The organism is Coleofasciculus sp. FACHB-1120, from assembly GCF_014698845.1.
Taxonomy (GTDB): Bacteria; Cyanobacteriota; Cyanobacteriia; order Cyanobacteriales; family FACHB-T130; genus FACHB-T130.
Genome location: NZ_JACJTV010000058.1, coordinates 1 through 17,345, shown reverse-complemented (window position 1 = coordinate 17,345; position 17,345 = coordinate 1). Strand labels below are relative to the sequence as shown.

General features: G+C 45.2%; 15 protein-coding genes. 7 read left to right on the top strand and 8 right to left on the bottom strand.

Annotated features, from left to right (window positions below):
* The 7 genes from H6H02_RS25840 to H6H02_RS25810 form a co-directional block, all read right to left on the bottom strand.
* A partial coding sequence (locus tag H6H02_RS25840; RefSeq protein ID WP_190823195.1) for a mechanosensitive ion channel occupies nt 1-806 on the bottom strand: 806 nt, incomplete at its 3' end.
* A 69-nt stretch (nt 807-875) separates the two neighbouring features.
* The gene (locus H6H02_RS25835; RefSeq protein ID WP_190823194.1) at nt 876-1,766 is read right to left on the bottom strand and encodes a metallophosphoesterase; all 891 of its coding nucleotides are present in this window, start codon (nt 1,764-1,766) and stop codon (nt 876-878) included.
* 553 nt (nt 1,767-2,319) lie between these two features.
* Nucleotides 2,320-4,371 (bottom strand): serine hydrolase domain-containing protein, encoded by a 2,052-nt coding sequence (locus H6H02_RS25830; RefSeq protein WP_190823192.1) that lies wholly within the window; start codon nt 4,369-4,371, stop codon nt 2,320-2,322.
* 637 nt (nt 4,372-5,008) lie between these two features.
* Nucleotides 5,009-5,671, bottom strand: coding sequence for an SH3 domain-containing protein (locus tag H6H02_RS25825; RefSeq protein WP_190823190.1), 663 nt, complete (start codon nt 5,669-5,671; stop codon nt 5,009-5,011).
* Between the two features lie 130 nt (nt 5,672-5,801).
* Complete coding sequence (locus tag H6H02_RS25820) at nt 5,802-6,131, bottom strand: four-helix bundle copper-binding protein (RefSeq protein ID WP_190823188.1); 330 nt, start codon at nt 6,129-6,131, stop codon at nt 5,802-5,804.
* A 405-nt stretch (nt 6,132-6,536) separates the two neighbouring features.
* On the bottom strand, nt 6,537-7,226 hold the full coding sequence (locus H6H02_RS25815) for a response regulator transcription factor (RefSeq protein WP_190823186.1): 690 nt from the start codon (nt 7,224-7,226) through the stop codon (nt 6,537-6,539).
* Between the two features lie 227 nt (nt 7,227-7,453).
* Entirely contained in the window at nt 7,454-8,581 is a 1,128-nt protein-coding gene (locus H6H02_RS25810; RefSeq protein WP_242040884.1) for a HAMP domain-containing sensor histidine kinase, read from the bottom strand.
* Nucleotides 8,582-9,029: 448 nt separating this feature from the next.
* Here H6H02_RS25810 and H6H02_RS25805 point away from each other — a divergent pair, with 448 nt between their 5' ends.
* The 7 genes from H6H02_RS25805 to H6H02_RS25775 all read left to right on the top strand — a co-directional run bounded on the left by H6H02_RS25805 (nt 9,030) and on the right by H6H02_RS25775 (nt 16,275).
* A complete protein-coding gene (locus H6H02_RS25805) occupies nt 9,030-9,647 on the top strand; it encodes a hypothetical protein (protein ID WP_190823183.1) in 618 nt (205 codons plus the stop codon).
* 67 nt (nt 9,648-9,714) lie between these two features.
* Nucleotides 9,715-10,572: a hypothetical protein gene (locus H6H02_RS25800; RefSeq protein ID WP_190823181.1), complete on the top strand. Its 858-nt coding sequence runs from the start codon at nt 9,715-9,717 to the stop codon at nt 10,570-10,572.
* Between the two features lie 311 nt (nt 10,573-10,883).
* Nucleotides 10,884-11,102 (top strand): hypothetical protein, encoded by a 219-nt coding sequence (locus H6H02_RS25795; RefSeq protein WP_190823179.1) that lies wholly within the window; start codon nt 10,884-10,886, stop codon nt 11,100-11,102.
* Between the two features lie 36 nt (nt 11,103-11,138).
* Nucleotides 11,139-11,498, top strand: a complete 360-nt coding sequence (locus H6H02_RS25790) for a pentapeptide repeat-containing protein (RefSeq protein ID WP_190823177.1) — start codon at nt 11,139-11,141, stop codon at nt 11,496-11,498.
* Nucleotides 11,499-11,686: 188 nt separating this feature from the next.
* Nucleotides 11,687-14,092: a glycoside hydrolase family 31 protein gene (locus tag H6H02_RS25785; protein WP_190823176.1), complete on the top strand. Its 2,406-nt coding sequence runs from the start codon at nt 11,687-11,689 to the stop codon at nt 14,090-14,092.
* Nucleotides 14,093-14,155: 63 nt separating this feature from the next.
* A complete protein-coding gene (locus tag H6H02_RS25780) occupies nt 14,156-15,253 on the top strand; it encodes an AI-2E family transporter (RefSeq protein ID WP_199329598.1) in 1,098 nt (365 codons plus the stop codon).
* 230 nt (nt 15,254-15,483) lie between these two features.
* Nucleotides 15,484-16,275, top strand: a complete 792-nt coding sequence (locus H6H02_RS25775) for a DUF1206 domain-containing protein (RefSeq protein WP_190823196.1) — start codon at nt 15,484-15,486, stop codon at nt 16,273-16,275.
* 284 nt (nt 16,276-16,559) lie between these two features.
* On the opposite strand, the gene H6H02_RS25770 is transcribed toward H6H02_RS25775, so the two are convergent.
* On the bottom strand, nt 16,560-16,928 hold the full coding sequence (locus tag H6H02_RS25770; protein ID WP_190823174.1) for a response regulator: 369 nt from the start codon (nt 16,926-16,928) through the stop codon (nt 16,560-16,562).
* Nucleotides 16,929-17,345: the final 417 nt, after the last annotated feature.

Here is a 17,345-nt window from a genome sequence, read left to right as displayed (position 1 = left end):
TCGATGCCATTAGCAGTGAGTTTGTTCTTAATGGCAGCGAGAACTTGATCCTGCTTATCGAGAACATCTGCACGTCGCGGCGGCTGTACCCACCAACGGGCGCGGATATTCACAGTACTGTCAGCCAGCTCCACTACAAGGGCATCGGGAGCAGGATCTTCCAAAACATCATCGACGCTAGTGATCGCTTCCAAAATCAACTCCTTCGCCTGGTCGATATTATCGCCATAGCCAATCCCGACATCGTATTCTAGTCGGCGGTTTTCAAAAGCGGTATTTACCATCACCGAATTAGTAAACAGTTCAGCATTCGGAATAACAATCCGGCGACCATCATAAGTTCTGATTGTTGTAGCGCGTGTTTGAATGTTTTCAACCGTTCCCTCGAAGTCTTTGAAGACAATTTGGTCATCGATTTGGAACGGCTCAGTCAAAAGAATCAAAATCCCCGCCAGAAAGTTCTGAAGGATGTCGCGGAACGCAAAACCAATTGCCACACCGCTGATGCCCAATAGTTGAACTAAATCTCCTGCCTTGAATGACGGAATCACAATGGATAACGCGACAAATAGACCAACTAAAATGACAATTCCCTGAGATAAACGTCCGAGTACCAGCCCTAAATTCCGAGCCTGCCGATGCCTTCTGGTAAGGCGTCTGACCAGTGACCTGATACCTTTCGCTGCCAAATAAAAGAGCGCGAAGACAATTATTGCCAACACGATATTTGGCAGCATGAGTATCAGACCGTCAATCATTGCCTGAATTTTTCCCCAGGCTGTTGTTACTGAGTCTTTGGGATTCATTACTCCTCCGTTTAAAAAACTTGGATAAGTTCGACGCTAAATTAAGGCTCTAAGTATTTTCTTCCCCAATCAGAGAGAGGATTGTAGTGTGAATAAAGTCACCTCTGGTGGACAGTTGAGCCGTATCGGTATGATGCTAAAACCGATTCCTCGGTTCACGTAAAGACGATTCCCTGGCTGTCCATATCCTTTAATCCAGCCGTCAGCGTGTACTTCATCCTCCTTAGTAAAAGTCATCCAAGACCATTCTGGGGTGAAAGGTAGGCGAAATTGCCCACCGTGCGTGTGTCCTGCCACAGCCAAAGGTGCAGTGTTAGGAGGTAACGCTTCAAAGGAATCTGGGTTGTGCATCATCACTAGCCTTGGTGTTCCTTCTGGTACTGGGGCTAGCGCGACTTTTGGTTTATCGTTATTTGACCAGTGTGCGCCGATGCCTACTAGGTATAGGGGTGTGTTGCCCCCTGTCTTGCCAATCGCAACCGCCTCGTTCTGGAGGACTTGCACGCCTACTGATTCAAGCGCATCATGCAATTTCGCCGCCAATTTCTCGTCCGGTGGTGCGTGCTTGTTTTTCATTGCATAGTCATGATTGCCTAAGACAGCATAGGTGGGGATGCCTGCTAGGGGAAGCGATCGCACAATTTCAACTGCCTTGTTAATCTCTTCGCTTGGGTCTTTGCCCGGATCGTGGATAAAGTCACCAGCAATAAGCACGATTGCAGGACGCTCCTCAATTAGTTGTTTCACAATGCGGCGGATAGTACTGGTGTTGTCCATCCACATTCCTATTTGCCAATCAGCGATGAGTGCGACTCGTTGCCCTTCCCAACTAGCAGGAAGACCAGGGATTTCTGCAACTTCCTCTTCTGTATCGATTAGGTACGGTTCGAGCAAGCCCCAAAAGAGAATTAGGCAAAAGATTCCTAACAAACCTAATAATGTGTATTTAATTTTGTTCATCTGAGAGAGTACTATCTATTTAGTATTGATGTGCGGTTTCATATCCTGCATTACTTCAAAGTTACTTGCTGAAAGCATTTTGTTAGGCAGGATTTGGCTACAAATTTCCTCGATTTTACACAAAAATTATTTCATTCAATAATTCAATATAGAACTTCTCCAGAAGAAAAAAAGATATAATTTTAAATTTATGTCGTTTTTAAGTAGTAAGTTATAAACTTACACTTAACTGTCGTTTAGCAAGTTAGCCAACCGTATATATCTATTAATATAGATATTGAATAAACATTATTTGGTCTTAGATCTAAACACTTAACCTGTTAAAAAGTATGTAAGGATTCAGGTATTTGAACGCCAGTCATACAGCCACTTTCAGGCTTGGCTTCATCGTATGTAAAGAACTTGATTTGCAATAATGTACGAAAAAACGGGCTTTTCCGAATTCTTATTGAGAAGATAAATTTGCAGCTAATCGGTGGAAACGCCTATTAACCAACGGTTTTAGCAATTATGGTATGACCTGAATCCTTACAAAACTAGAGTAGTTCTCAAGCTAAAACTGAAATCCCAATAGATTCCAGTAGAGGAGGAAGGGAATAAAAGCTAGAGCAGCTAACGTAATTAGAGAATAGTGCGTTAGCGAAGCAGCTGAACCCAACTTGTTTTTCCAACCCAGAACAGTAAAGACAGATAATCCCAAAGTCAAGACGGTAGTAATCAGGGGAAGAGAGAAGAACGCGATCGCAAATACTGGGACTCCATACGCCAGCTTCCATGCACCGTACACCCAGAGTGACAAAGGCAAACCAATGATGAAGACCAAATTCAGAGTACCGACTAGACCCGCTAACAACCAGGCTCGACTCGGCTGCCGCTCAATCTGAAAATTCTTGCCTCGCAAACGGCGAATCAGCGGACGTATTGGCCAGATGAAAAAAGCTGACAGGAAAACCAGCACACAAAAGCCCAGCACTCCTAACTGCACCCAAGCCGTTTCATACCAGGGCACTCGCTCGTAGGCTCCTATCTTCGGCCAAAGTGGGTTAAATGCGAATTTGATCTGATTACTACCTTTATCCTCAATGGCTTCCCCAAAGGCAGTTAAGGCATCATCATTCGCTCGCTGGAATAACTGCGGCCCCACAGGAATTAATTTTATGTCCTGGGGATTACTTAGAAAGAACAGACCAGGGGTTTGAATGACTAAAGTTCCGTTATCGCCCTTCTTGATATTAATATGCTTAAACATTGCGGATGGCTTGAGGAAGGTGGCGCGAGGATACTCCATATCACGGTAGGTGCCCGTGAAGCGATCAAGTTGTTCATCGGTAAGGGCAAGGGGTTTTAAAAGTACAGGTTTATCGGGAACGGGAAAATAATGGTCTAACAATTGAGACAGTAGTTTTCCATGTATCCCACTGAAGCTGTTGCTGGCAATAAAGATGCCAATATTTTGGTCAGGCATTAGGGTGAGAGAGCTAGAATACCCGCGTAGACTTCCCAGGTGTCCAATCATCCGAATGTTGTTTTCCAAACGTTCGCGAAAACTGTAGCCAGTACCTGGCAATTTGGGATGGTGGGCGAAGTGCGTCTTGTGCATCAGCCGCATCGTATCTTCTTCGAGAATGCGTGAGTTTTCATAGCGATCGCGTAGCAAGTGGGCAATCATAAAGTTAGCCATATCGGTAGCCGTCGTACTCATTGCCGCTGCTGGGGCAATATTGAGATATAGGAACGGGACGGGTTTGAAGTTGCCACTTTGATGCTGATAGCCCACCGCCAAGTTATCAGCTAACGTAGGCGGCAGTGGCTGGAGAAATGTGCTGCGGCGCATCTCCAGTGGTTGAAGGATGTTTTTGTCAATATATTCAGCGAAGGGTGTACCGGAAATCTTTTCCACTACATAGCCCAACAAAGCAGTGCTGTGGCTGGAATAGCTGTAGAGTTCACCGGGAGGCGACACAATGGGTGGCATATGGTCAGCCAGATAATCTCCCAGCGGCTGCATTTCAGCTTCAGTGCGAGCTGCCAATCCGATACGTCGGACAGTAGTCCCGTCCGTGTGCATCATCATCCTGGCGGCTGTGACTGGTTCTGAGTAAGGGTTCTCTAGTTCAAAGTCAACGTACTGATTGACATCAGCATTCAAGTCGAGTTGTCCTCGCTCGTACAACTGCATTGCTGCTGTCGCTGTGAATAGTTTAGATAGAGAGGCAACGCGAAAGAGGGTTTTATCTGCCTCAACGGGTATCTTTTTCTCCAGGTTGGCATAGCCGTAACCCTTGGCAAAAAAGAGCTTCCCATCTTTCACCACAGAGATCACAGCACCAGGGACATGAGTTTTCGACATCTCCTTATTAAAGAAGTTATCTACGAAGGCTTCTAATTCCTGCGGTTCCTTAAGTCCTAGTCCTGTGGGAGATGGGGACACCGGCTTCTCTGGTTCAGTGACTTGCTGTGGTTGACTGTCTAAAATGGGAAGCTGCCTTGAGCCAGTTTGAGCCAAGCTGGGCAGGGGCAGTCCGGACAACGAAAGAGAAAAGGAAAGAATTGCCAGCAGCAACCAATAAACTAGCTTTCTATTAAGAAATCCTCGTTGTCTCATAGCTTCTTTTTACCTTCTCGTAAGCTGGTTAAAATTTAAATCCCAAAAGATTCCAATACATTAGGAACGGCACAAACGCCAGCCGTAATCAATGAGTAGTGCGTTAGCGATAGCGAGCTTGCAGCCAGTCGAGTCAGTCTGTCGTCCTGAAAACGCTGCTTACAGAAAGAGCGACTCAAAGACCTTGCAAGCCAGGTGATGCCCGCCGACAGGAAAAGCACAGCACAAAATCCAGCTAAGCCCAACTGAAAAGGGATGGTTTCGTACCAGGGTCACTTCCGAAAAGCGCTAATTTTTGAACAAATGGGATGATATAGGTAGTTAATATTACCCTTACTATCTTCTCCAAAACCCGTGTAAGCATCATCGTCAGCTCGTTAGAATAATAACGGTTCCACAGGAATTAACTTTCTTTTTACCAACCCTCTAGAAAAGAAGAACTCTCGGATCTGAACCGTCAAAGTCCCGTCACCATTAAGTTAATTCACAAAATCCTGTTCAGGTTCTGCCAACCGTTGATTACTTTCTCCGACTTGTTTAGAAACGTGATTGATTATTGCCCCAATCGCGAAGATAGAGAAGAGTACCAGAATTGATACAAAAATACGTATCAAAAAGTTGCTAGGACGTGTTCTTTTCATACAAGTTTGCCCCTTAAAGAGAGGTCAATTAAGATACGTCTCGTTCGTAAAGGACAGTAAGTGAGATAAGCCGCAGATACATAACCTTGCAGGGGAACTGAAATGGGTACCCAGCCATTTGCACCACGATTTTCAATGGTGACATTCCGTCCATTGGGTACTACTCCAACAATATCGCTATTAATTGATGGGTCTTGCCGAACATAAACACTACCCCTTGCAGAAACTTCGCGGCAGTTGTTTGGAGGAGGAGACTCCTGACAAGATGAGAGAAAACCTGCATACACATAACCTTGCATGGGGGCTGAAATTGGCATCCACTTAACACCAGGATTCCCAACAATAATATTTCTGCCAGGATTCTCAGCAACGGTCACATTCCGCCCATAAGGTATTATTCCGAGCGCCCTGCGGTAAACTGTTGGTTGTTCCCGAACATAAAGACCGCTCCTCGCTGCAACTTCACGGCAGATGTTCGAGGTTTGTGCTAGTTGATATACACCACTCTTCTGAAAAGATGTTCTTTCTAGGGTAGAAGGCGAACTGCTGTAAAGCATCGCTGTACTAACGGCAGTAGACGGAGTGGCAAAAGTAGTTAAAGCTGGCAAAAGTAAGGAAGGCACTACTACAGACTTTTGCCAATTATCTATCTGTTTCATGGTTAAAACTTTTACGAGATTTAGGGGTCAATCAAGTGTAATAAAGAGATTTTGGGGCAGATACTGCTCTGTGCTTGCAGCTCCATAAAGGCGACACAGGCAATATCTGATCTGATCGCTTCAGTTTTTTCTAAGCAACAGCTGCAAAAAGAACGATCTTTCGGTATTCCTCAGCAGCACGCCGACAAGCGATCGCACACTTCTGGCAATGATTGTCGGAGTACTTTTTACATTCGCTTGCACAAGCTTCGCAGATGTCGATACAGGCACGAAGGACTTGAGGGATAAAGCGTGAGCCACGACCCATGTAGGCAGCACAAGTCCAGCACATTTGGGAGCAATCTATACACAATCGGGCACATTCAGACATCGTGCCTAAACACTCATTGGCACACTGTTCGCATTCATGGGCGCAGTGAACCGCAATATCTACACTAGATTGAGATATTTGATCAGCCATTAAAATTCTCCTTACTTAAAACATTTTGCTTACAAATTTAATACTAGGGGTTTTTTCTAAAACAAGAAGATATACTTATTAATTTTATAACTTAGTTTATATGATAAGTTATAGATTCCTATACCACTGTTATTTAGTTGATTTATTTAATATTTATATCGAGAATTATAGATGCCGATTAAACATTACTATGCCCAGCCATAAACAGTTAAATTTTTAAGGAGCCTGGATAAATGAATTGTTGCACATTTAACTTACATAATAACTCTTGCCTTTTGGCATGATGCAAATTAGATGCACAGCAACTTATAAGCTGTTAATCTGTTAACAAGTCGGGAGAAATCAGTTGTTTTTGGATGGCTAAGACTGCCGCTTGAGTGCAGATGTACAGTAACTTATAAGCTGTTAATCTGTTAACAAGTCGGAAGAAATCAGTTGTTTTTGGATAGCTAAGACCGCGGCTTGAGTGCGATCGCGCACCTCCAGCTTCTTCAAGATCGAATGGACATGAACTCTAACCGTACCAGGGGCGATGTAGAGAAGGTCTGCAATCTCCTGATTGCTCCGTCCGGCTGCAATCATTGCCAAAATTTCCTGTTCGCGCCTCGTGAGCGGATTCGCCGGTAATTCTTCAGCCTCTGATGGGGTAGAAGTAGGTTGTGCGCTCTGCACAAAAGTAGATTGAATCTCTGTGGTTGCTGCTTCGTCCCACCAGGAAGCTCCCGCTGCTACAGAACGCATCGCTAGGATGAGAAGTTCTGCCCTAATTCCCTTGAGGCAGTAGCCTTTGACACCGATTTCAATTAACTTAGCAATCAGAGGTTTTTGGAAACGAGAGGTTAAAGCTAGAATGGGTAGCTCTGGGCATTGCTGCTTAAGTTGTTCACAAGTCTCAATGCCACCAATTCCCGGCAGTCCTACATCAAGTAGCACAATATGGAGTGGCTGTTGAAGAGCGAATTCTATAGCTGCCTCGCCGTCTTCAGCCTCAGCGACGACTTCAAATCCCGGTTCCTGTTGCAACCGCATAGACAAACCGAGGCGAAATAGTTCGTCATCTTCAACAAGCAAAATTCGTAGTGCATTTGAGGTCATCTTTACCAGACACAAGCGGCTAAAGCCACATACAAGGGTTATCCCGCAAGCATGCCAAATTCCCTATGAATTTTGCCATTAAGCTTTCGCTTCACAAGAAAACAACAGCCGACTCTGGAATCGGCTGTTACGGATGTATTAGGCATGATCTAGCTAACTCTCAATATGAAGCACCAATATGGCGGCTTATTGTCATTTCTATGAAACCTCTGTGTTATTTAATCGAATTACGGCTGTGATGACAGTTGTTCTGAGCGTTGATGCACAGGTAATCTGAATCCAAACGCAGCACCACGTTGCGATCGCTCCGTAGCCTCTCCTGATGAGAAACGATTTTTGCCCCAGACTATACCGCCGTGGGCTTCAATAATCTGTCGAGTCAAGTATAGCCCCAGCCCAGACCCCATAGACTGGCGATCGCTATGTCCCTGGTAAAAGCGCTCAAACAAGCGGGGGAGTTCATCCGGTGTTATCCCCCGTCCATTATCAACAATCTTCACCACCTGATAGCTAGAGTCGGACTCCAAAACAATTTCCACTTTGCCACCACGAGGACAACTGTTAATTGCATTCGTTAACAAGTTGGTAAAGACTCGCCTTAGTTGTAGCGCATCCCCATTTACCCATACAGGGGAACGGCTGTTGGATTCTCCATAACTCAGACCAACGTCCACCCGGCGCTTTGAGGCTAAATCTGATAGGGTGACGATCACTTCCTCAGCTAGGGCAGCTAGCTCAACAGGTGCCCGTTTTAATCTCACTCCCTCCGTATCGTTGCGATAAACATCCAGCAGCGTCTCGATAAGCGCCAGTGAGTTTTCGTGACTCCGAACGATCGCTGCGAAAACTTTTTGCTGTGCAGCTGTTACTGCACCATATTTTTCCTGCTGCAATGATTTCAATGTCTCAATTGCTCCCAGGAGTGGTGTTTTCAGGTCATGGGTTAACGTTGACACGAAATCCTCTCGCACACTAGCTAAGTGCTGTTGTGCCTGTAGCTGCGCCTTCTGTCGCGCGATCGCTTCTTCATTACACAAATTGCGTTCGCTCAGCCAGCCTGTGACTACGAGTACCAGCGCCATGAGCGTACGGTTGATCACGCTTGAGAGGTTCATCCATTCTGCATTAGGGATGAACAGGTTCAGAAGGGTTAAGCCTGTTCCCAGTATTGTCACCTGAAGTGTAGCTGAGCGGCTCAGGCGTGAAGAAGCTAACAAAATTGGCCCGGTATAGAGAAACCCCAACGCATAAGGGGGTGGAGTTAAAAAATCTAAGACAATAATGATTGCGAATAGTCCAATAATGAGCCAGCGCGTGTGTCTCTGCGGCTCATTAAGCCAACCTGTTTTTAACATTGTTATCAAGCGGTGTAACATTACAAGACAGAAGTTAAATTTTTAGACACACAATAAAAGTGGATTAGATACTATCTTAAGCAATAAATATGCGTTTATCAGGTATTTATACTTCTAGGTATACCTGGTTGATAAACGTATTGAACATCATTCTATTTATTAGTTCATATTAATGCATTTAAATCTATCCTAAACGCCGAACTATATCTTGATTTTTGTTTAAAACTCAAGATACATTACTAAGTGTGCAAGCAAAAAAAATTGTTGTTTTTCCTGTTTCTGAATAACAGAAGAATAACAGAAGTATAACGAAATCTGGGAAGCTAACAATTGCAGCATATGTTGTAGACCTTTTAATAAGATGAAACGGCTAATTAATTTAGATTACTTTCTTCTTTCCGGATTAAAAACACTCGTTGAACAAAATTGATGCTTTTAGGAGGTATTTATGAATAATCCCAATCGAAAAATTCAAAAACCAGATGGATTAGTCAGCGCTATCTGTGGAAGCTTACTCATTGGTTTACCAACAATTCCCTTAGTGGCTTTCGCTGCGCCTGTTTCCCAGCTCAATCCCTGCCCTGGTATTTACTACGCAGAACCTTTCAACAGTACGCACTTGGCTCCTCAGGGATGTCCACCCAATGCAGCAGTCCGACAATTTGGCGTACGAGGGTTAACTCCTAACCGAACCTTACCCCCTGCGCCTACTTCTGTCACACCACCTCTACCAGAGAATCGTAGTGATGCAATCGCCACAGTTATGCCTATGGATGGAAAAGTCCATGTGAAGCTGAAAAATAACACTAATGCGATTGTTTCCTATGAGGCAATTGGGCATACTCAACGCCGATTTTTAGCAGATGGAGAAGAAATTGTCCTGCAAGACTTGCCAACCCCTGTGACTATCACAACGGTTCGCCAGGATAAAGGGCTACTGGATGTAATTCCAGTCTCCACCTCGCAAGGAGGAATGTTAGAAGTTTCGTTGGATGAATCGACGAAGCTAGACGATAATCTGGGCGCGCTGAGAATTCAAAGAGATGGTCAAGTCTTTTTGAATTAGTAAAAGTGCAGCTTCTCGTCGAACGCTACCGATACCGATTAATAAACAGTTTAAGGAGATTTTCTCAATGATTAATAGACCTAGTGAAGTCCAAGTTGCCAGTTACGCATCTGCCCAGAGTGGCAACTCCGCTCAAGCATTGTGCCGTCCGAAGGGAGCAGCGATCGCCTTAGCAATCCTTGCGTTCCTTCTTCCTGCTTGCACTAGCAACAATCCAGAAAAAGTAGGCGGTCCTACTGCTAACACTAATGTCAGTACAGAGGAAGTTGCTAATAAGACAAATGCACTGCTTGGTAAGTCTGTAACGGTAAGAAGTGAAGTTGAAAAGAAAGTTGGTGCAAATTCCTTCACTATTGGTGATGAGAAGCTTTTTGGCAGTGAAAAGATTCTAGTTATTAATGCTTCAGGAGCGCCTACGGTTCTCCCTGATGACATAGAACTTCAAGTAACGGGCAAGGTTGCCAAGCTTGTAGTGGCTGATGTCGAGAGGGAATTCAATTTGGACTTGGAGCCAGAGCTGGAGGTCGAATACAAAGATAAACCAGCAATCATTGCCCAATCAATCGCTCTAGCACCCGATCCGGGTGAAGTTACCAAAAACCCCAGCGCCTTCTACGGCAAGGTCATTGCTGTGAAGGGTGAAGTCGAAGATATAGTCAGTCCCAATAGCTTTAGGCTCGATGAGGATGGACTAGATGGAGTGGTTGACAACAAGGATTTGCTTGTCTTGAATACGGCCCCAGGACAAACCGTCAAAGATAATCAGGAGGTTGTCGTGACAGGTGTACTCCGACCCTTTGTTCTTGCAGACTTTGAGAGAGACTACGATTTAAACTGGGATTTGACTGTGCAAAGGAAGCTGGAAGCGGAATACACTCAAAAGCCTGTACTTGTTACTAAGTCTGTATTTCCAGCAGCAGATTAAGCTTGCGGATTTAGGGTATAGAGGGGAGTAATTGCTTTCCTCTATATTTGATGGACTTGATTTTAGCGAACCAGCGATTCTTTAAAAGGAGCGCTTCGCGCTTCGTGATAATAGGATAAGTAGACGGCTGGAATTAAACCTAGGTATGTAAAGAAGTCATAAGTCAGGAGCCTCTAAATCAAGAGTTTCATTCTGGCTTGTACCAGCTGACTCTCTGCACTAGCCTAGGTTTATTTATGCCTGCTTAACTTATACCGATTCAGTTTTTTGACGCTACACATCTGATTCCCCGTCTTCACTTAAAAAAGTTAATGTGGCGGCATTGGCGTTGGCTTTTACCTACTGAAGATTGCCGACGGCGGATTGCGGTAGAACGGTCAGATATTAGTTATCTGCGCGATCGCTTCGTTAAGGTTACAACAGAGCCTCCTCAGAAAGTAGCACTGGATGGTGAACTCATTGGGACGACACCAGTTGAGATTGAGTGCATTCCGGGTAGCTTAACTATCTTGGTGTCTCAGCTTTTATGAAGATGCCTATTAAAGTATTTAATTGGAGCAGATGTTATGGATACTTTTGAAATTTTAGAGCTTTATGCAGCAGGAGAGCGAGATTTTCAGGAAACCAAACTGGGCAACGCTCACTTGTCTGGTGCAAACCTCAGTGGGATAGATTTATCTCGCTCCATCCTTTGGGCGACAAACCTCAGTAATACCATTTTAAAAAGGGCAAACCTAATGCTCGCATCCTTAGCTTGGTCAGATTTAAGTGGAGCCAATTTGAGCGAAGCAGACCTGAGGGGAGCAGATTTAAGTGGGGCAAACCTAAGTGGAGCAGACTTGAGGGGAGCAGATTTAAGTGGAACGATATTGATTCAGGCAAATCTAACTGGGGCAATAATGCCCGATGGAATAACCCAAAATTAGACTTAGTGACCGCTAGAAATTCACGTCTTCCCCTGCTTACTCTATCAGTAGGGTTGGCGATTCTCAATATTACTTTTGAGATTGCCTGTTGCATTGGAAGTTTTGGTAAAAATGCTCTTGAATAGGTTAGTGTTCAAAGGGTTTATTAAGTCAATCAAAAACTTTGACTGTAGCCTTACGAAGCGGTTATGAATAACTTTAAGCAAATCAAACTGACCTTACGTTTCATCAAGTTTGAGCGATTTCTCGGCTCACTCTTCTATTCCTATCAACGGGATTGGTGGGAGCGTCAGTTTGGCAATCCTCGGACTTCGGAACCTTGTCAGGAACCCGGAAAACTACTCCAAGTTGAGCCTACGAAGAGAGGGGGTCGCTTCTACTTCGAGCAAGCTGAACTTGAACTCTGCTTTTTGTCCTCAGATTTAGTCCAAGTTGACTGGAAGCCTGGGATACCTCCCATTCCTTATGGAATTGCCCATCATAATTGGTCAGAGGTAGAGACGAAGTTAGAGGAGACTGCCTCCGGTTGGGTTGTCTCTAGCACTGCCCTTAAAGTAGTCATTACGGAAAAGGGCAGCCTGAAATTGCAAAATTCTGACGGGAAGACACTACGGGAAGAACTGCCCCCACAGCGCCAAGGCGAAGCATGGACTCACCGGGCAAAACTACGAGATGAGGAACACATTTACGGTTTGGGAGAACGGGCAGCATCTCTCGACCTCCGCAGACCTAAATCTGAGGCACAGCGAATCAAATCCTACCGAATGTGGCACTATGACGCTGGCGGCAGGTATAGTTCGGGTTCAGACCCACTTTATCTATGTATTCCAGTTTATTTGGGGTTGCACAGAGAAGGTAGTTACCTTGTCTTCTACGAAAACACCTATTCGGGCAACGTTAACTTCTCCGATGTAGCTGAAGCGTACTTTGAAGGTGGCGCACTGCGCTATTACCTGACGGCTGGCAAACCTGCACAAATGCTTGAAAACTATACCGATTTAACAGGACGCTCTCCGCTTCCTCCTCGTTGGGTATTTGGTTATCATCAGTCGCGCTGGGGCTATGAAACGGAAGAAGCAGTCCGAGAAACGGCTCAAGGGTTCCAAACTTATGACCTGCCCTTGAGTGCTATCCATCTGGACATCGACTGCAAAGACGATTTCCGGTCATTCACCATCGATCCCGATCGCTTTCCCAAACTTCGCGAGTTCAACCAAGAACTAGCAGCAAAAGGGGTGCGGCTCATTGCTATTGTCAACCCTGGAGTTAAAGGTGATGGCAACAGCAAACTGTTCGAGGAGGGACGGGCGCAAGACGTGTTTTGCACCTATCCTAATGGCGAAATTGTCCTCGCCCCCGTTTGGCCTGGAATGTGTGCCTTCCCCGATTTTACGAACCCCCTCGCCCGTCACTGGTGGAGTCGCCAGTATGAATATCTCCTCGATTTGGGCATCACTGGATTCTGGCACGATATGAATGAACCGGGAGTGTTTACGCTCTGGGGAGATGCCACGCTTCCCCGACCCACTCAGCATTCTCTGGAAGGCAGAGGCGGCACCCATGTTGAGGCGCACAACGTTTACGGGTTGCTTCAGGCGCAGGCTGGATATGAAGCCCTATGTGAGTACCAACCGGAGAAACGTCCTTTTATTGTTTCGCGTTCCGGTTGGGCGGGTTTGCAGCGTTATGCTTGGACGTGGACAGGAGATGTGGAAACCAGTTGGAAGGGTTTGCGCCAAACGCTGCCGACTATTCTGGGGATGGGTCTTTCGGGAATTCCTTATACAGGCCCGGATATCGGCGGCTTTAAAGGAAATCCCTCGGATGAACTTTACCTGCGTTGGTTCCAGATGGCGTGTTTTCTCACCTTCTGCCGTACACATTCGGCTAATAATGTCAAGCCCCGCACCCCGTGGAGCTATGGTGAAACTGTCCTCAATATTGTCCGGGAATTCTTGCGGCTGCGCTATCGTCTAATTCCCTACTTTTATACGCTAGCCTGGGAAGCGACTCAGACAGGTCATCCGCCCATTCGTCCGCTTTTCTGGTCTAATGTTGATGACGAACGACTGTGGGGTGTGGAGGATGCTTTTTTCCTGGGTGATGCGCTGCTGGTGTGTCCGATTGTAAAGAAAGGGGCGCGATCGCGTAATGCTATCCTCCCTAAAGGACACTGGTACAACTTCTGGGATGATACGCTCATCGAAGGAGGAAGAGAGATTAATCTTGAAGCTCCATTAGAGCAGATTCCGCTTCTGGTGAAGGCAGGAAGTATTCTGCCAATGGAGGAAGGTCAGCAACTCATTCTCCACCTCTACACAACTGTGCAAGGAACAAGTGAAGGTTGTCTCTACAGTGATGCAGGAGATGGATATGGGAAGTGGCGCGGAGATCGCTTCCGCTTGGGCAAGGGTGAAAACGGTTTGGAACTCATCTGGGAGGAACAGGGAGAGTATTGCTTCCCTTACCAAAACATCCAACTGCACCTCCACGGGTTTAAACCGCAGCAGGCTTGGGTGGACGGGAAAGAAGTTGCTGTTCAGGGAAACCAAGTGGTCTGTACTCGCTTCCGACAAGTTCGCTTTCAGGGATAGTTGGATGCGTCAGTACATAACCAAGCAGAAGTTTTTTACCCAACTCAATCGAAATAGCCAAAAATGGAGGCTACCGTTGTGAGTTTAGGGAAATTAATCGGTTTCCTTGCCTTTGCAGTTTCTCTTTATATTCTCTGGCAGATACGGCACATCCTTTTGCTCATCTTTGCAGCCGTAGTTTTTGCTATCGTCTTAAACCGGGTCGTGCGATGGCTTCAGCAACGTGGAGTCAATCGAGGTATCGCGATCGCACTCACAGTTATTTCCTTACTGGGAATCTTATTTATCCTGTTTGCACTGATTGGACCCTCCTTTGCTCAGCAATTAGAACAATTGGGCAACCTCGTACCTACTACTTTAGAAAGTCTGCGGGACTGGTTCAACTCGCTCTCTACCCGGCTTCCAGAGCGATTAATAAATATTCGTAGCTTCAGCGATTTTCTTCCCAGGCTGCAACCTTTGATAACTCGGTTGTTAAACAATACCTATACCTGGTTCTCCGATCTACTGGCAATTATCCTTAACCTGTTACTGGTCTTGGTTCTAATTATCATGCTAGTAGCAAATCCCGCACCATACCGACAGGGGTTGCTCCTGCTATTTCCTGCCTTTTATCGTCGGCGTGCTAATGAAATTTTCTCCGAGTGTGAAGCCACTCTTGTTGGCTGGATGACAGCCACTCTCATTGATATGGCAGCGATTGCTGCGATCACCTTTATTGGTTTGTCAATTTTGGGCGTGCCACTGGCGTTAGCTAACGCCATCATCGCGGGCTTATTAGAATTTATCCCTAATATTGGACCCGTTTTGAGCGTGATACCACCGATGGTTGTCGCTGCTCTACTCGTTTCTCCTGGAAAAGCAGTTGCAGTGCTAATCCTGTACATTCTGATTCAGCAGTTTGAGGCTTATGTTCTAGTGCCCTTTGTGATGAAACAACAAGTGGAATTGCTACCAGCAACCACTTTGTTAGCTGTTGTCATTTTCGGCAGTCTTTTTGGTTTTATAGGTGTATTTCTTGCTGTGCCCCTAGTGATTGTTTCCAAAATTTGGATATATGAACTCTTGATTAAAGACATACTTAACAATTGGCACAAAGATGAAAAAGACAGTTCCCCACCAGAAGAAGCGATCGCTAACGATAGAACACCTGGCTCTTAGTTGCTGCATTCAGAACGGTATGGCTGGACAGTTCACACGATTTTAAAGAACTCCGATAGCTCTGCTTTAGACACTCCGCGACAACACAACTACGATGGAGGTACTTTTGTGGCTAATTGAGGTTAGATGCTTTCTCTTAAACCGAACCCCTGAAAGTGTGCAATGCAGTGATTGAAAACGCCAAGAAGCGAATAGAACGGATAGCGAGTCTTGTAGTTGCTAGCCCTTGGATGGAACGACTCTTTCGACTCGGCTATGCAGCTAAGGGAGTAGTCTACGCGATCGTTGGATGGCTAGCGGCTTCATCTGCCTATGGCCCAGGCGGCAGAACTACTAACGCACGTGGCGCTCTCCAATCGCTTGTAGACCGACCGTTTGGGCGAATTTTGCTCGGATTGGTTGCTATTGGCTTATCAGGATACGTACTGTGGCGGTTTGTTCAGGCGATCATGGATACGGAGAATCAAGGCACGGACGCCAAAGGTATTATCGTGCGCCTCAGTTATGCAGGCAATGGCTCCATCTACGCTGGGTTAGCGATGACCGCCGTGGAGATCATCATTGATAAATTAGATGGTGAAGTAGATATAGACAATGATGATGAGTCGAGAGACTGGACAGCCCTATTACTAGCCCAGCCCTTTGGTCAGTGGTTAGTTGGAACAGTAGGAGCAATGGTAATTGGGGTAGGTTTCTACGAGTTCTATCAAGCCTACACCGCCAAATTCAGTCGAAACTTCAAACTCAACGAGATGAGCGACACCGAAAAAACTTGGGCAACCCACATCGGCAGATTTGGTCTAGTTGCAAAGGGCGTTGTTTATAGCATAATTGGCTTTTTCTTAATTCAGGCAGCGCATCAGTCTAAGTCCAAACAAGTTAGAGGATTAGAAGGGGCATTGGACTCACTGGCACGACAACACTATGGTCGCTGGCTATTAGGAATCGTAGCGCTCGGTCTGATTGCTTATGGTATCTACTATATAGTTCAGGCACGATATCGACGGATTAATATCACCTAACTTGAGGCAAGGAACCTCTCAATATAAAGCCTGCACGGTCAGGGCAACTCAAGTAGATATTCACTGCCCAGCCTGAGGCAAAAAATAGTAGAAAGCGGACTAATGATAAGTTACTCGAACGCTCTAAAAAAATATTTATTGGTGGTTCATGCATTTGATTTTAAGGGATAAGATGTGCTTAATTATCCTTAGCTTGTTTGATAGTATTTTACGCTTCAACGTTAAGATGGACAATAAGAGCTAATCTTTGTGCGGTGCCGTTTTTAATCTTCTTGTAAAGGCTGTTAGTTTGATTGACGTTGCTGTAAGATAGCTTTTATTCTTTCCAGTAGTTCACAAGTTTTAAATGGTTTGGTGATGTAGTCATTGGCTCCCGCTTTTAATCCCCAAGTTCTGTCAATCTCTTCGTCTTTGGCTGTTAACATCAAGATTAGAACGTTGGAAAATGCCCGAATGCGCCAGCATATCTCCATGCCATCTATTATCGATAGCATCAGGTCTAAAAGAATTACGTCCGGCACCTGCTTGTGATACAGTTTGATGGCTGCCTGCCCATTTTCTGCCGTTGTTACACAATAGCCTTCTTTTTTTAAGGTATAGCTAAGACTATCGCGCAATGGCTTTTTATCATCGACCAGTAAAACGTGTGGCATAGTCTCGCTAAGCTATCTCTAAAACTGAATTTCAAAAATTATTATAATTTTCATGTTTGTAAGATTCCTCCGTCCACAGTTGGATGAGTTGCTATTTTTAAGTGGGCAGAAATATTCTTTCGGGGAGGATATTGATAACCACTTATAGAGGAGCAGTTTAGTTTAGGTGAATTAGTGTTTGCATAAAGTTTATATCATCTAATATAAATATTTTCTAAACATTCAACCTTTACCAGAAGCAAATCATTTAAGTTGACCTTAAACCCCTAGCTATATCTTGCTATTAGGAAAAATCTGTATCAGAATTAGATAAGTATGTAGGCGAGATTAAACCTAAGATAGGAGAGAAGGTAAAACCTGTATCTTGCGTGAACCAATGCCGGCCCCTTTACGTATCGTTCTTAGCGAGGAATCAGA

Bases quoted from the DNA above. Each gene is read 5' to 3' on its own strand.
- H6H02_RS25835 (WP_190823194.1), bottom strand. From the start codon at position 1,766: ATGAACAAAATTAAATACACATTATTAGGTTTGTTAGGAATCTTTTGC.
- H6H02_RS25830 (WP_190823192.1), bottom strand. From the start codon at position 4,371: ATGAGACAACGAGGATTTCTTAATAGAAAGCTAGTTTATTGGTTGCTG.
- H6H02_RS25825 (WP_190823190.1), bottom strand. From the start codon at position 5,671: ATGAAACAGATAGATAATTGGCAAAAGTCTGTAGTAGTGCCTTCCTTA.
- H6H02_RS25820 (WP_190823188.1), bottom strand. From the start codon at position 6,131: ATGGCTGATCAAATATCTCAATCTAGTGTAGATATTGCGGTTCACTGC.
- H6H02_RS25815 (WP_190823186.1), bottom strand. From the start codon at position 7,226: ATGACCTCAAATGCACTACGAATTTTGCTTGTTGAAGATGACGAACTA.
- H6H02_RS25810 (WP_242040884.1), bottom strand. From the start codon at position 8,581: ATGTTAAAAACAGGTTGGCTTAATGAGCCGCAGAGACACACGCGCTGG.
- H6H02_RS25805 (WP_190823183.1), top strand. From the start codon at position 9,030: ATGAATAATCCCAATCGAAAAATTCAAAAACCAGATGGATTAGTCAGC.
- H6H02_RS25800 (WP_190823181.1), top strand. From the start codon at position 9,715: ATGATTAATAGACCTAGTGAAGTCCAAGTTGCCAGTTACGCATCTGCC.
- H6H02_RS25795 (WP_190823179.1), top strand. From the start codon at position 10,884: ATGTGGCGGCATTGGCGTTGGCTTTTACCTACTGAAGATTGCCGACGG.
- H6H02_RS25790 (WP_190823177.1), top strand. From the start codon at position 11,139: ATGGATACTTTTGAAATTTTAGAGCTTTATGCAGCAGGAGAGCGAGAT.
- H6H02_RS25785 (WP_190823176.1), top strand. From the start codon at position 11,687: ATGAATAACTTTAAGCAAATCAAACTGACCTTACGTTTCATCAAGTTT.
- H6H02_RS25780 (WP_199329598.1), top strand. From the start codon at position 14,156: ATGGAGGCTACCGTTGTGAGTTTAGGGAAATTAATCGGTTTCCTTGCC.
- H6H02_RS25775 (WP_190823196.1), top strand. From the start codon at position 15,484: ATGGAACGACTCTTTCGACTCGGCTATGCAGCTAAGGGAGTAGTCTAC.
- H6H02_RS25770 (WP_190823174.1), bottom strand. From the start codon at position 16,928: ATGCCACACGTTTTACTGGTCGATGATAAAAAGCCATTGCGCGATAGT.